Origin of the sequence: Pseudomonas sp. R11F, assembly GCF_050312575.1 — a bacterium.
In the GTDB taxonomy this organism is placed as follows: Bacteria; Pseudomonadota; Gammaproteobacteria; order Pseudomonadales; family Pseudomonadaceae; genus Aquipseudomonas; species Aquipseudomonas palleroniana.
Genome location: NZ_JBNPJU010000050.1, coordinates 1 through 15135 on the forward strand (window position 1 = coordinate 1; position 15135 = coordinate 15135).

Sequence of the window (15135 nt, forward strand, 5' to 3'; positions counted from 1 at the left end):
ATCAGATACCAATCTGTTGGCTGACACACCGCCATCGGGAGCAAGCCCCCTCCCACATTGATCTTCATCAGTTTTTGAGATTTGTGTTCGTTTCCGGGCTAGCATTGGCCCTTGTCTTCATTATTGTTACTCGCTTCGGATAGCCTTCCATGACTGCCCATCGAATTGGTTTCCTGATCTGGCCCAGCACAAAAGCACTGACGCTGGCGCTGGCTGAGGAGGCCTTGCGTATTGCCCAACGGGTGCATCCGGACGTGGTCTACGAACTGTCGTTCCTGCACGCGGAACCGGCTGCCGACGGCGCCTGGCAATTGCCGGGCGAGGCTTGGGCGGGCAAGCTCGAAGGTTTCCAGAAGCTGTTCCTGCTGGCGGACGAGCCGCCGACGGTGATCGCCTCTCAACTGAGCACGGCGCTCAAGCAGCTTGTGCGCGCAGGCTGCGTGATCGGCGGCTTGTCGGCGGGTGTCTACCCGTTGGCCCAGCTCGGCCTGCTCGACGGTTACCGCGCTGCCGTGCATTGGCGCTGGCAGGATGATTTCGCCGAGCGCTTCCCCAAGGTCATCGCCACCAGCCATCTGTTCGACTGGGACCGCGACCGCCTGACCGCCTGTGGCGGCATGTCGGTGCTCGACCTGTTGCTGGCGGTGCTGGCCCGTGACCACGGCGCCGAACTGGCCGGCGCGGTGTCCGAGGAACTGGTGGTGGAGCGCATCCGCGAAGGCGGCGAGCGCCAGCGTATCCCACTGCAAAACCGCCTGGGCTCCAGCCATCCCAAGCTGACCCAGGCGGTTCTGTTGATGGAAGCCAATATCGAAGAGCCGCTGACCACTGACGAAATTGCCCAGCACGTCTGCGTGTCGCGACGACAACTCGAACGCATCTTCAAGCAGTACCTCAATCGTGTCCCCAGCCAGTACTACCTGGAACTACGCCTGAACAAGGCCCGCCAGATGCTCATGCAAACCAGCAAGTCGATCATCCAGATCGGCCTGTCGTGCGGTTTCTCCTCAGGGCCGCATTTCTCCAGCGCCTACCGCAACTTCTTCGGCGCGACCCCGCGTGAAGACCGCAACCAGCGTCGCAGCAGCAGCCCGTTCGAATTGTCCTCGGTACCGTCCGAACGCGGTTGAGCACGGCTCACCCTGGCTAGCCCGAAGGGGCGGTTATTCCTCCTGTGGCCGGGGCTGCGCGGGCGATAGTGGTGCGCCGGTTTCATCCAGCGTGGCCTGGGGCACATTGAAGTCAATGCCGGTACGTTGGTAATACTCGCGCAGGTACGCCAGGCTCTGTGCCGACAGCGGGTTGTTACTCAGGTCGCTGTCTTCATGAAACACCGTATCGGTCTCCAGCAAACCCGCGCCGATGTCTTCGATCTGGTTGCCGCTCAAGTCCAGCGTGTGCAACGCCTTGAGCTGGAAAACCCCCTCCGGCATCGCTTTGAGCCCGGCATTGCGCAGGTGCAGCGAGCTCAGGTTGTGCAAGCTGCTGACGTCTGGGGTTTCCCCCAGCGGGTTATCGCTCATGTCGACGAACTCCAGCGCCGCCAGGTCGTTGAAGGAGCGGGCTGACAACGGCGTCAGGCGGATGCCGCATTGGGTCAATTCCAGGCTGGCCAGCTTGGGCATGCTGAAGATCGGTTCGGGCAGGCTGCCCACCGGGCATTGGCTCAGTGCCAGGGTTTGCAGCGCCGGAAAACAGCGCAGCGTACCGTCAACCTGGGTGGTAGTGCCGTTGCCCGTCAATTCAAACCACGACACATGCTCGAACCGCGCACTCAGTGACGGCAGCTCACCCATCACCGGGGTGTCGAGCAGTAATGAATGGGTGAACTCATCCACCAGGCTCTCTTCATCCTCCGCACTCTCGCGACGCCAGGCTTGCTCTACCAGCATTTTGAAATTGTCGCGCAGCAATTGTTGGTGGGCGCGGGCGGCGTCATCGAGCGGGCTGTTGTCGACAGGATGGCGCTGTGGCACATCCAGCACCCATTGATCGAGGTCGGTATTGAGCTGGGCATACTCGGCTTCAAGGCGCGCCAGGGTCGGGGTGATCGCGTCCATATCGCCGGGCAGGCGGAAGATAAAACGATCCGCTTCGCTTTCGACCAGCGTCGGGTATAGCTGTTGCAGGCGCACACGCTCGGCTTCGGGAGCCGTGGCATTGAAGGATTCCTGGGTGCGCTGGCAGTAGCTCTTGATCTGCTCCAGGGTCACTTTGGATAACGGGTTGCCGGACAGGTCGAACGCGCTGGCGGCTTCGGCGCGCAGGGTGAAAGCGGCCGCCGGCATCTCGGTGATCTGGTTGTCGCTGAGGTTGACCGCGCTGCGGGGCACGTCGACGAGCAGTTCGGAGGGCACTTGGGTGAGGCCGACGTTTTTCAGCAGGACGCTGGACAGTGCCGGCATCGCCTTGAACTCCGGCAGTTGCCCAAGGTTGGGGTTTTGGCTGAGGTCCAGATATTCCAGGCGGTTCATGTTTTGCAGGGCCGCACGGCTGGTGTCGCTGAGCTTGAGCGAGCAGTCCGGCAGGCCCAGGAAAGTCAGTGTTTCCAGCTCGAAGATACGCGGCGGGATGTCCTCCAGCGTCGCGTGTTCGATGTCGAGGATATCCAGGGCCGGAAAGCTTTGGAGAAACTCGCCGACGTCCATCGGGCCACCGTTGCCGTGCATGATCAACGAGCCTATGTGCTTGAACCGTGCACTCAGGCGCGGCAATTCACCGGCCAAGGTCTGGCTGATGTTGAGGGTGCGAACGTGGCGGGTTTCCTGGGCGGGTTCGCGGCGCCAGGCTTTTTCCAGCTGCACATGCAGCGCCATTCTGCGGGCCAGTTCCAGGGAGGTCAGGTCGGGGGCCTGTGACCAGGCGCCCAGCTCCTGCTGCAAGGTTTCCAGTTCTCCAGCCAGGCGCGCCAGCTCGCGTTTGCCCGCCTCAATATCGCCGGGGAGTGAATAGATGAAGCGTGTGGCTTCGTCCTTGTCCATCGACGGGTAAAGCCGTTGTGTATCTTGCAGGTCGACGGGCATGGCATCGACCTCCCAGAACGTGCCGTGGCGTTGGTAGTACTCCTTGACCTGCTCCAGGTTCGCCCGTGACAGCGGGTTGTCGGAAAGATCGTAGTGCACGCTGGCCTCAGGAGGCAGTTCGAACAGCGCGGCGGGTACGTCGCGGATCTGGTTGCCGTTCAACAGCGCGGCCTGCATCTCCGGGCGGGTCAGCAAGCCGGGCGGCAGGCGGTCGATACCGGTGTCGGCAAGGTCCAGGGCCACCAACTCCGGCATCGCCTCGACGCTGGGTGTCAGGCCCAGGGGGTTGCCGTTGAGTGACAGCGTCTGCAAGTGGCTCATGCTCGCCAGGCGGGCATGGCTGGCAGGCGTGAGGGTGATGTTGCAGTTGGACAGCCCCAGGGTGTTGAGGTGAGGCAGGCTGCTGAGTTGAGGCGGCAGATCGTCCATGGGGACGTCTTTGACTTCCAGGTGCCGCAGCCGTGGAAACTGGTTGATAAAGGCGGTCACGCCTTGGGTGCCTTCGTTGCCGCTGATGGACAGCAACGACACATGTTCGAAATTGGCATTCAGTGTGGGCAGCTCGCCGATGATCGGAAAATCCAGGCGCAACATATAGCCGTCCCGGCTCGGGTCTTCGAAGTAATCGTCGAGCTCGGTGCCTCGGCGCCAGCAACGCTTGAGTAATTGCGCGATGCGCTGGCGATTCTGGCGTTCGTAGGCTTGCTCGCGCGGCGTGAGCGCGACACCGGTTTGCGGATGTTCGGTGGGCACCGTTTGCTGCCAGCTGTGCAGCTCGGTTTCCAATTGCTGATATTCCTCGGTGAGCGCCGTGAGCCGCACTGATGCACCGCCGGGCTGCCTTTGCAGGTGTTCGAGCAGGGCGCCGATCTGCTCGTCGCTCAACGCTGGATACAGTGCCCGGGCGCGCGGGTACAGCAGCGGGGCGTTCGGGCTTGGGGTATGTGCGCGATAACCATCGTCACTGCCAAGGTGCTTGAGGGTGTCGGTCGATGGCTCCTTGGGGGCGCCGCTGGCCAGGACCCGGCGTACTTCATTGCGTGCCAGTGGATGTCGACGCAAACGCTGCTGCAATTCGGCGCCCTGGTCAATCTGAATGCCCAGCGCCTCGCGCTGGCGATCGGGCAAGGCGTGCAGGATGGCGCTGTACAGGTCGGTTTCAGCGCACAGCGCTGTGTCGTCGTCATAGGCGACATAACGGCCGTTATCCCGGCGTACCAATGTGCGGCGCAACGGCGCGTCCTCGACGCCTACCTCGTTCCAGATCGAACCGCGGGGTGAATCATGGCGCGCCGCCAGGCGCACCTGGTCCGACCAACCGGGCAGCAGCCGCAGAGCGTTCAGGGCCAGGCGGTCGCTGTCGATGGTCTGCACGCTGTCCAGTTGCTGGCCTTCGTAGGCGCGGGTCACGCGTACCTCGTCCAGCGCCGCACGAGCCAGGTCGGCCAGGCGTGGCGGGACACGGCGGGCGTCCAGTTGGGCAAGTTCCGCGCCGCTGGCCTGGCGCAGCAGGTGGTGGGCGACGCTGGCGGGCAGGTCGGGCGAGGTGTCCAGGATGCGCTGGGCCGCTGGGTGGTTGGCGGTCTGCGAGGGGCCGTAACGTGATTCGAACAGCGATGCACGCTTGCGCTCGGCGATATCGGCGAGGGCTTTGCGCAGGTGTCGGGTGCGGGCCTCCAGGCTCAATTGTGGGTCGCCGGTGCGTTCGCCGAACTGGCGGCTGAGTTCCTCGGGGCTCAGGGCCTGCAATACGGTTTTGAGCCAGTCACCCTTTTGCAGTTGCGCTTCGTGAATCTGCACCAGCGGCTGATCGCTTTCACCCATCTGCCAGACCACTTCGTTGCGGGCGTTCAGCAGTTGCAGAGTCTTGTCCTTGGGCCAGTAACCGAAGCTGGTCATCAAGTGCAGTTGCTCTTGAGGGTCGATGGCGTTGTACTGCGCCGGGTCATCGCTGCGCAGGCGCTGGATCAACTGTTGGATCTCACGGTCGATGCGCAGCCGCACCAGGGTGTCCTCAAGCATGGGCGGGATGGGCTCGCTGTTGTGATGCATCTTGCGCAGGGTGTCTTCGCTGACACCACTGATGCGCAAGGCTTGCTCGCAGTCGGTTTCGCTCAAGCCTTGCGCGATGGGGCCGAGGCGCCGCAACAGAGTCTTGCGATCCCATGCCAGGGGCTGTTCGAGTTCGGTGTGCCATGCCCCGGACCCGTTGTGCCGCAGCCTGGGGCGATAGGCGTCGGCGCGGGTCGGGTGTTTGATTGCGTAATGGCCGTCGTCGGCGGGCTCGACCTTATAGTGCCGGCCCTCCAGGGGCAGCACTGACTCACCGCGCACAGGGTACAGGCCTTTTTCATCGGTGCTCAGCGTCGGGGCGATGTCGAGGTGTTGCTGGTACGGGCCGAGGTCTGGTTGCCAGTAGCGCTGGCTACGATCAGCCAGGCTCACGGGTTTGAAGCGCTCGATGAAGGCCCGTTGTTCGGCCGATAACAGTTTGTCCATCGCGATGCCGGCGAGGCTGCTACCTGCTGCAAATACGCCCAATTGCGCAATGGATTGCACCACGTTGACCAGGTGGGTGAGCGCTTCGTCCGTCAGCCCTTCGGCCCAGTCGATCACGCCTTCGAAGACGTCCGTGAGCAGTTGATAGGCCATGTACCCCATCATCAATTCGCCCAGCCCGGGAATGAACGGCGTGACCACCAGCAGTGCGACGTTGAGAATTGTTGAGGCGATATCCACGAAGGAGTCCCACAAGGCCCAGCGTGCCTGACTGTCGGCGTTGGCGGTGGAGACGGCCTGGGAGCGTGCGTCATTGAGGATCTTGTTGAGTTTCTGCCGATACAGATAACGCCAAGGCTCGTCGGGAATGGGCGTTGCGACAAATTGCAGTTTGGGGTCGAGGGTGGGTTCTTTGCGCCACATGCCATGCTTGGCGCCGGGTTCCGGTGGGTGCCAGTTGATGCTCGACAGGCGCTGGCTCAGGCCGGAGAAAAAAACACCGAGACGCTCATGGGGCACAAAGCGGCTGAAGAACAGTTGGTAGTCCTCGTTACGCAGTTGGCGGGTCAGCTCGCGTTTGAACTCCAGGGGCGAGGTGTATTCCTTGAGTGGGTGCTGCGGATCGTCCGGCACGTAGGCGACGATCCGTTGTGAGCTGCGCGCCTGCTCCAGGTCCGGAGCGAACAGCAGGATGCCGCACAGTGGCGTCTGCAACAGGGTGAACGTATGGCAGAGCACCGGCAGTTGCCCAAGGCTCAGGCGCGGGGCGCCTTCGAGCATGGCGCTGATCACCTGGGCGAAGTCCGGCTTGATGTCGCCGCGGATGTCCGCCAGTTGCAGTGCGGCGCGCAAGGCCGCGCGCTGGCTGGTATCGACTTTCAGCGCCAGGCTGTTGCCGGCGCTCGGAGTGTTCAACCCCAGCGCGTTGCGCAGGTGGTGCGCGTATGTGGCGCCGAGGTTCAACTCGCGGCACAGGCGCACAAACGCGTTGATCGACATGACGTCGCGGATATGGGGCAGGGTGGTGAATTGGCCGGTGGCCGAGGGGCGGCTGATAAATGTCGAGTCGGGCTCGTAGAAACCTGCATCTGCTTCCTTGTAATCGAAGTTATGCAACGCTGCATCGAGCAGTGACACCGTCCAGGTGCGCGCCGCTCCAGAGCGGATCGCAAACCAGGGAATGGTCAGCGGGATATAGAGGCGGATGAACACCTCATCGACGTCCAAGTTCAGCGCGAAGCGTTGACGCAGCAGGTTTTGCAGCAGGGGCCTGGCGTAGGCCTTGGGATCTCGCAGGTTTTTCAGCGCGTCATCGACGGTGTTCTGTGCGCGCCAATGGTGGGCAGTGGCTTGTTTGAACAAGGCTTGTTGTCGGGCTGTGGCCGCCTGCAAGGGTTTGCCCAGGTGCGGCTTGGCTTGGCGCAGAGCCTGATGTTTGGCCGCGCTCGCCTGGCCCAGCCACTGGGGCATAGCATTTTTCAGGCGTTCGTAATGGCTCTCGGGAGGAGTACTCATGGGGCGAATCTCTTGGTGCCATGGAAAGGGCACCAGTAAATCAGCCGGTGTGGAGCACTTGGCCCTAGATAATTAGAGCGGCCATTGACCCTGACGCAAACACGCCGGGCGGTTTAAACTGCGCCATTGCGACGCTATTTGTCGCATTGACGTAAACCCTCGAAAATCGGGGGTTGGCGCTATAAGAAGTTGTCGCTTGGCGACAAGGCCCTACTGAAAACTGTCCTTACAATCCCTGCATCGCCCGCCAGTTTCAGGCAGGCGTTCCTCTTCAGGAGACTCCGATGTCCGTTGAGCAAGCCCCGGTGCAACGTGCCGATTTCGACCAGGTCATGGTGCCTAACTACGCACCGGCCGCATTCATTCCTGTGCGTGGCGAAGGTTCGCGCGTGTGGGACCAGGCGGGTCGCGAGCTGATCGACTTTGCCGGTGGCATCGCGGTCAACGTATTGGGCCACGCCCACCCGGCGCTGGTCGGTGCGCTGACCGAACAGGCCAACAAGCTTTGGCACGTCTCCAACGTTTTCACCAATGAGCCGGCCCTGCGCCTGGCGCATAAGTTGATCGATGCCACCTTTGCCGAGCGCGTGTTCTTCTGCAACTCCGGCGCCGAGGCCAACGAGGCCGCGTTCAAGCTGGCACGTCGCGTCGCGTTCGACCGGTTCGGCAGCGAAAAATACGAGATCATCGCTGCGCTGAACAGCTTCCACGGCCGTACCCTGTTCACGGTCAACGTCGGTGGCCAGTCCAAGTACTCCGATGGTTTCGGCCCCAAGATCACCGGCATCACCCACGTGCCTTACAACGACCTGGCCGCGCTGAAAGCCGCTGTTTCGGACAAGACCTGCGCCGTGGTGCTGGAACCGGTCCAGGGCGAAGGCGGCGTATTGCCGGCCGAGCTGGCTTACCTGCAAGGCGCACGCGAGTTGTGCGACGCGCACAACGCACTGCTGGTCTTCGACGAAGTGCAAACCGGCATGGGCCGCAGCGGCCATCTGTTCGCTTACCAGCATTACGGCGTGACGCCGGACATCCTCTCCAGCGCCAAGAGCCTGGGCGGTGGGTTCCCGATCGCGGCGATGCTCACCACCGAAGCGCTGGCCAAGCATCTGGTGGTCGGTACCCACGGCACCACCTACGGCGGCAACCCGCTGGCGTGCGCAGTGGCGGAAGCGGTGATCGATGTGATCAACACCCCGCAAGTGCTGGCCGGTGTGAACGCCAAGCATGCGCTGTTCAAGGCACGCCTGGAGCAGATCGGCAAGCAGTACGGCATCTTCACCGAAGTGCGTGGCATGGGCCTGCTGCTCGGTTGCGTACTGAGCGAGGCTTTCAAGGGCAAGGCCAAGGACGTGTTCAACGCGGCCGAGAAAGAAAACCTGATGATCCTGCAAGCTGGCCCTGACGTGGTGCGTTTCGCCCCGAGCCTGGTGGTGGAAGAAGCCGACATCCAGGAAGGCCTGGATCGTTTCGAGCGAGCGGTAAAAACGCTGACCCAAGCCTGATTGGCTGAACCGGAGCCAATGTGGGAGGGGGCAACCCCCTCCCACCTGTTGACCTGTGTTGAAGCCGGACCTGTCCGGTATTTTTTTCCTATGAGTTTTTCGAGTTAAGGAGTGACACCATGCTGGTGATGCGCCCCGCGCAAATGGCTGATCTGGGCGAGGTACAGCGTCTGGCTGCGGACAGCCCGATTGGTGTCACCTCCTTGCCGGACGATGTGGAACGCCTGAGCGACAAGATCGCCGCCAGCGAAGCGTCCTTCGCGGCCGAGGTAAGTTTCAACGGTGAAGAGAGCTATTTCTTCGTGCTGGAAGACACCGAGACCGGCAAGCTCGCCGGCTGCTCGGCCATCGTCGCCTCGGCGGGTTATTCCGAGCCGTTCTACAGCTTTCGTAATGAGACCTTCGTTCACGCCTCGCGCGAGCTAAAGATCCACAACAAGATCCACGTGCTTTCCCAGTGCCACGACCTCACCGGCAACAGCCTGCTCACCAGTTTCTACGTGGTGCCGGAGCTGGTCGGTTCGCCGTGGTCGGAACTCAATTCCCGTGGCCGCCTGCTGTTCGTCGCCAGCCATCCCGAGCGCTTTGCCGACTCGGTGGTGACCGAAATTGTCGGCTACAGCGACGAACACGGTGACTCGCCGTTCTGGGACGCCATCGGGCGCAACTTCTTCGATCTCAATTACGCCGCCGCCGAGCGCCTGTGCGGGCTTAAAAGCCGCACCTTCCTGGCCGAGCTGATGCCGCACTACCCGATCTACGTGCCATTGCTGCCGGACGAAGCCCAGGAGGCCATGGGCCAGGTGCACCCGCGTGCGCAGATCACGTTCGACATCCTGATGCGCGAAGGCTTCGAGACCGATCATTACATCGACATCTTCGACGGCGGCCCGACGTTGCATGCGCGGGTTTCGGGCATTCGTTCCATCGCCCAGAGCCGTGTGGTGCCGGTCAAGATCGGCGAGATGGCCAAGGGGGTCGGCCGCCAGTACCTGGTGAGTAATGCGCAGTTGCAGGATTACCGCGCGGTGATGCTGGAGTTGGACTACGCGCCCGGCAAACCGGTGACCCTGGACCTGGCGGCAGCCGAAGCCCTGGGTGTTGGCGAGGGCGCGAGCGTGCGCCTCGTTGCGGTTTGAGAGCCGGTTTAAACAGAGTTTCGCGGGTGGCTGACAACGGCGGCCCGTTCGAGGAGATAGCATGATCGTTCGTCCCGTACGCAGCAGCGATTTACCGGCCCTGATTGATCTGGCACGCAGCACCGGCACCGGTCTGACCACCTTGCCGGCCAACGAAGAGCGCCTGACCCATCGGGTTGGCTGGGCGGAAAAAACCTTTCGCGGCGACGCCGGGCGCGGCGATGCCGATTACCTGTTCGTGCTGGAAAACGACGAAGGCCGCGTGGTGGGCATTTCCGCCATTGCCGGCGCCGTCGGCCTGCGCGAGCCCTGGTACAACTTCCGGGTCGGCCTGACCGTCAGCGCCTCCCAGGAGTTGAATATCTACCGCGAGATTCCAACGCTGTTCCTGGCCAACGACCTTACCGGTAATTCCGAACTGTGCTCGCTGTTTTTGCACGCCGATTACCGCACCGGCCTCAACGGCCGCATGCTGGCCAAGGCGCGCCTGCTGTTTATCGCCGAATTCCCGCAACTGTTTGGCAACAAGATCATCGCCGAGATGCGTGGCGTGTCCAACGATGCCGGGCGCTCGCCGTTCTGGGAGAGTCTGGGCCGGCATTTCTTCAAGATGGAATTCAGCCAGGCCGATTACCTGACGGGCGTGGGCAACAAGGCGTTCATTGCTGAGTTGATGCCGAAGTTTCCGCTGTACAGCTGCTTCCTGTCCGAAGACGCACGCAATGTGATCGGCAAGGTCCATCCGGATACCGAGCCTGCATTGAGCATGCTCAAGAGCGAAGGTTTCAGCTACCAGGGTTACGTCGACATCTTCGACGCCGGCCCGGCGGTGGAGTGTGAAACCAGCAAGATCCGTGCGGTGCGTGACAGCCAGTCGCTGGTGTTGGCCATCGGCACGCCAGGGGACGACGCCACGCCTTTCCTGATTCATAACCGCAAACGCGAGGATTGCCGCATCACCGCCGCACCGGCCCGCTTGGCCGCAGGCACCCTGGTGGTCGATCCACAAACCGCCAAGCGCCTGCAACTGGTCGTGGGTGATCAAGTGCGCGCCGTACCGTTGTCCGCTGCTCGGGAGTCGAAATAATGAATTCGCTGTATATCGCAGGTAGCTGGCTGGCCGGCCAGGGTGAGCTGTTTGAGTCGCGCAACCCGGTGACGCAGCAAGTGCTGTGGGCCGGCAATGGCGCCACCGCTGAGCAGGTCGAGTCCGCCGTGCAGGCTGCGCGCCAGGCATTCCCGGAGTGGGCCAGGCGCCCGCTGGAAGAGCGCATCGGCGTGCTGGAAACCTTCGCGGCCACCCTGAAGCGTCGTGCCGATGAAATCGCCCGCTGCATCGGTGAAGAAACCGGCAAGCCGCTGTGGGAATCGGCGACTGAAGTCACCAGCATGGCCAACAAGATTGCGATTTCGGTGCAGAGCTACCGCGAGCGTACCGGCGAGAAGAGCGGCCCGCTGGGCGACGCCACTGCCGTGTTGCGCCACAAGCCTCACGGCGTGGTGGCGGTGTTCGGCCCTTACAACTTCCCCGGTCACTTGCCGAACGGGCATATCGTGCCGGCTTTGCTGGCGGGTAACACCGTATTGTTCAAGCCAAGCGAGCTGACCCCGAAAGTCGCCGAGCTGACCGTGCAATGCTGGATTGAAGCCGGTTTGCCGGCGGGCGTGCTGAACCTGCTGCAGGGCGCACGGGAAACCGGTATTGCCTTGGCTGCCAACCCCGGTATCGACGGGTTGTTCTTCACCGGTTCCAGCCGTACCGGCAACCACCTGCACCAGCAGTTCGCAGGGCGCCCGGACAAGATCCTGGCCCTGGAAATGGGCGGTAATAACCCACTGGTGGTGGACGAAGTGGCCGATGTGGATGCGGCGGTCTACACCATAATCCAGTCAGCGTTTATCTCCGCCGGCCAGCGCTGCACCTGTGCTCGCCGCTTGCTGGTGCCGCAAGGTGCCTGGGGTGACGCGTTGCTGGCGCGCCTGGTGGCGGTCGCTTCGAGCATCGAGGTCGGCGCGTTCGACCAGCAACCGGCGCCGTTCATGGGCTCGGTGATTTCCCTCGGCGCGGCCAAGGCCTTGATGGACGCCCAGGCGCTGATGTTGGCCAATGGCGCCGTGGCGCTGTTGGAAATGACCCAGCCGCAGGATCAAGCCGCTTTGCTGACGCCGGGCATCATCGACGTGACGGGCGTGACCGAGCGCGAGGACGAGGAACTGTTCGGCCCGTTGTTGCAGGTGATCCGCTACGCTGATTTCGCCGCGGCGATTGCCGAGGCCAACAACACCCAGTACGGCCTGGCCGCGGGCTTGTTGTCCGATTCCGAGGCGCGTTACCAGCAGTTCTGGCTGGAGAGCCGCGCCGGTATCGTCAACTGGAACAAGCAACTGACCGGTGCCGCCAGCACGGCGCCGTTCGGCGGGGTAGGGGCTTCGGGCAATCATCGCGCCAGTGCGTATTACGCGGCGGATTATTGTGCGTACCCGGTGGCATCGCTTGAGACCCCGAGCCTGGTGGTCCCGGCAACCCTGACGCCAGGGATTACGCTTATCTAAATGTGGGAGCGGGCTGGCTCGCGAAAGCGGTGTGTCATTCGACATCTCAGGTGACTGAACCACCCCATTCGCGAGCAAGCCCGCTCCCACACTTGATTTGTGGTGTGTTCAAGTAATTTGATGCCTATAAAAACAGATGTTCGTGGAGCCTCGCCGATGAAATCCTATGAAGTCAATTTTGACGGTCTAGTGGGGCCGACCCATAACTACGGCGGTTTGTCCTACGGCAACGTCGCGTCCCAGAGCAACAGCCAGCAGTCTTCGAACCCGAAGGAAGCGGCGTTGCAGGGCCTGCAGAAAATGAAGGCGCTGATGGACATGGGCTTTGTGCAGGGCGTGCTGGCGCCACAGGAGCGCCCTGACGTGGCGGCCTTGCGCAACCTGGGCTTCAGCGGTACCGATGCGCAAGTGATCCAGCAGGCGGCCAAGCAGGCGATGCCGTTGTTGGTCGCAAGCTGCTCCGCGTCGAGCATGTGGGTGGCCAACGCCGCCACGGTCAGCCCGAGCGCCGATACGGCCGATGGCCGCGTACATTTCACCGCCGCCAACCTCAACTGCAAATACCATCGCAGTATCGAACACCCGACCACCAGCCGCGTGCTGGGGGCGATGTTTGCCGATGCCAAACACTTCGCCCACCACTCGGCGTTGCCGGCAGTGGCGCAATTCGGCGATGAAGGCGCGGCCAACCACACGCGCTTCTGCCGCGAGTACGGCGAGGCGGGCGTTGAATTCTTTGTGTTCGGCCGCAGTGCGTTCGACACCCGTTACCCGGCGCCGCAGAAGTACCCGGCGCGCCAGACGCTTGAAGCGTCCCAAGCCGTTGCGCGCCTGCACGGCCTGAGCGATGACGGCGTGGTCTACGCTCAGCAGAACCCGGCGGTGATCGATGCCGGCGTGTTCCACAACGACGTGATCGCGGTGGGCAACGGTGAGGTGCTGTTCTATCACGAGGACGCGTTCCTCCATACCGAACAGATGCTGGCCGAGTTGCAGGGCAAGTTGGGCAAGCTGGGCGGCAATTTCCAATCGGTGTGCGTACCCCGGGCCCAGGTCAGCGTTGAGGATGCTGTGCGCTCCTACCTGTTCAACAGCCAATTGCTGAGCCGCGCCGACGGCTCGATGCTGCTGATCGTGCCGGAAGAGTGCCGCGCCAACGAACGCGTCTGGCAGTACCTGCAAGGCTTGACCGCGTCCGGTGGGTTGATCCGCGAAGTGAAAGTCTTCGACCTCAAGCAAAGCATGCAGAACGGCGGTGGCCCGGCGTGCCTGCGCTTGCGGGTGGCCTTGAATGAAACGGAACTGGCGGCGGTGAATCCAGGCGTTATCATGACGGCACCGTTGTACGGCACGCTGACCCAATGGGTCGACAAGCACTACCGCGACAGCCTGCGTGAATCCGACCTGGCTGACCCGCAATTGCTGCTTGAGTGCCGGACGGCACTGGATGAACTGACGCAAATCCTTAAACTGGGCTCGGTTTATCCTTTCCAGCTCAATTAACGCCGCACCACCGAGAGTTATTTATGACCACCGACACCCTGAAACTGATCCTTGAAGATACCGACGGCACCCAGCTGGAAACCTCCTGCACCCGCGTTGCCGTGGTGTGGCAGGGCAAGGAGATCTGGATCCAGCACGACGGCCGTGGCCAGCTGCTGATCGGCGTGGATGTGGAAGAAGGCGACGCCGAGTACGCCAACCTGCTGATGCGCCCGTTGGCCACCAACCTGATGAGCCTGCAACTGGAAATGGAGCCGGCCGACGTCGACGGCGATGACGACGATCACGTCCACGGTCCTGGCTGCAACCACTAAGGAAGCTGCTTATGCTCGCCCTCGGCAAACTGCTTGAACTGACCCTCGCCGGTCGCGAACCGGCGCAAAAAATTCAACTGACTGTCGACGGCGTGCAGATGCGCTGGCTCAGCGAGGGCGCACTTGAAGTCCGCCCGCCTGAAGCGAAGGACAACGGCAGCGACCTGCTGCTGTCGTCCGGCATCCATGGCAACGAAACCGCGCCGATCGAACTGCTCGACCGCCTGTTGCATGGCATCGCCCGTGGGGAGATCAAACCCCGCAACCGTATTCTGTTCCTGTTCGGCAACCCCGAGGCGATGCGTCGCGGTGAGCGTTACCTCGAACTGGACATCAACCGGCTGTTCAACGGCCGTCATGAAAAAAATATCGGCCCTGAAGCCATGCGTGCCGCTGAACTTGAGCAACTGGCCCGCAGCTTCTTCAGCCAGCCAGGCCGTTCGCGCCTGCATTACGACTTGCATACGGCGATTCGGGGTTCGAAGATCGAGCAATTCGCCCTGTACCCCTGGAAGGAGGGGCGCCAGCATTCGCGTCGTGAGCTTGCGCGCCTGCGTGCGGCCGGCATGGAAGCGGTGCTGATGCAGAACAAGACCTCGATTACCTTCTCTGCTTTTACCTATGAGCAACTGGGCGCCGAGGCGTTCACCCTGGAGCTGGGCAAGGCGCGGCCGTTCGGGCAGAACGACGGCGTGGATGTGTCGCGCCTGGAAGCTCGCCTCAAGCACATCATCGAAGGCACCGAGCCCGAGACCGACAGCCTCGACGGCCTGAAACTGTTCGCCGTTGCGCGTGAAGTGATCAAGCACAGCGACGCTTTCCTGCTGCACCTGCCGGCAGACGTGGAAAATTTTTCGGAGCTGGAAAAGGGCTACCTGCTGGCCGAAGACGTGGCCAAGACCCGCTGGGTGATCGAGGAGGAGGGTGCACGCATCATCTTCCCCAACCCGAAGGTGAAGAATGGTTTGCGCGCGGGGATATTGATTGTGCCGACGACGGATGCGGGCCTGATATAGGTCTCAAGGCATACCAGGATCCAAATGTGGGAGGGGGCTTGCTCCCGATGGCAGTGTGACAGTCAACT

The 15135-nt window shown here is 62.4% G+C and carries 9 protein-coding genes; 8 read left to right on the forward strand and 1 reads right to left on the reverse strand.

The window, feature by feature from the left end; all coding sequences use genetic code 11:
- Positions 1 to 149: 149 nt before the first annotated feature.
- A complete protein-coding gene (gene argR / locus ACQRBV_RS14435; RefSeq protein WP_060757319.1) occupies positions 150 to 1130 on the forward strand; it encodes a transcriptional regulator ArgR in 981 nt (326 codons plus the stop codon).
- Between the two features lie 33 nt (positions 1131 to 1163).
- On the opposite strand, the gene ACQRBV_RS14440 is transcribed toward argR, so the two are convergent.
- Positions 1164 to 7037: a dermonecrotic toxin domain-containing protein gene (locus ACQRBV_RS14440; protein WP_411985873.1), complete on the reverse strand. Its 5874-nt coding sequence runs from the start codon at positions 7035 to 7037 to the stop codon at positions 1164 to 1166.
- A 284-nt stretch (positions 7038 to 7321) separates the two neighbouring features.
- On the opposite strand from ACQRBV_RS14440, the gene ACQRBV_RS14445 reads away from it, so the two are divergent.
- From ACQRBV_RS14445 to astE, 7 genes are all read left to right on the forward strand, one after another.
- Positions 7322 to 8542, forward strand: a complete 1221-nt coding sequence (locus ACQRBV_RS14445) for an aspartate aminotransferase family protein (protein ID WP_411985872.1) — start codon at positions 7322 to 7324, stop codon at positions 8540 to 8542.
- A gap of 119 nt (positions 8543 to 8661) precedes the next feature.
- Positions 8662 to 9681 (forward strand): arginine/ornithine succinyltransferase subunit alpha, encoded by a 1020-nt coding sequence (gene aruF, locus ACQRBV_RS14450; protein ID WP_060757322.1) that lies wholly within the window; start codon positions 8662 to 8664, stop codon positions 9679 to 9681.
- A gap of 61 nt (positions 9682 to 9742) precedes the next feature.
- Positions 9743 to 10768, forward strand: a complete 1026-nt coding sequence (astA, locus tag ACQRBV_RS14455; RefSeq protein ID WP_060757323.1) for an arginine N-succinyltransferase — start codon at positions 9743 to 9745, stop codon at positions 10766 to 10768.
- Complete coding sequence (astD, locus tag ACQRBV_RS14460) at positions 10765 to 12234, forward strand: succinylglutamate-semialdehyde dehydrogenase (RefSeq protein WP_198761769.1); 1470 nt, start codon at positions 10765 to 10767, stop codon at positions 12232 to 12234. The genes astA and astD overlap by 4 nt, the downstream gene beginning before the upstream one ends.
- Positions 12235 to 12390: 156 nt before the next feature.
- Positions 12391 to 13737, forward strand: coding sequence for an N-succinylarginine dihydrolase (gene astB / locus ACQRBV_RS14465; protein ID WP_060757325.1), 1347 nt, complete (start codon positions 12391 to 12393; stop codon positions 13735 to 13737).
- Between the two features lie 23 nt (positions 13738 to 13760).
- On the forward strand, positions 13761 to 14051 hold the full coding sequence (locus tag ACQRBV_RS14470; protein WP_060757326.1) for a hypothetical protein: 291 nt from the start codon (positions 13761 to 13763) through the stop codon (positions 14049 to 14051).
- Positions 14052 to 14062: 11 nt separating this feature from the next.
- Positions 14063 to 15067: a succinylglutamate desuccinylase gene (astE, locus tag ACQRBV_RS14475; protein WP_060757327.1), complete on the forward strand. Its 1005-nt coding sequence runs from the start codon at positions 14063 to 14065 to the stop codon at positions 15065 to 15067.
- Positions 15068 to 15135 lie beyond the last annotated feature (68 nt).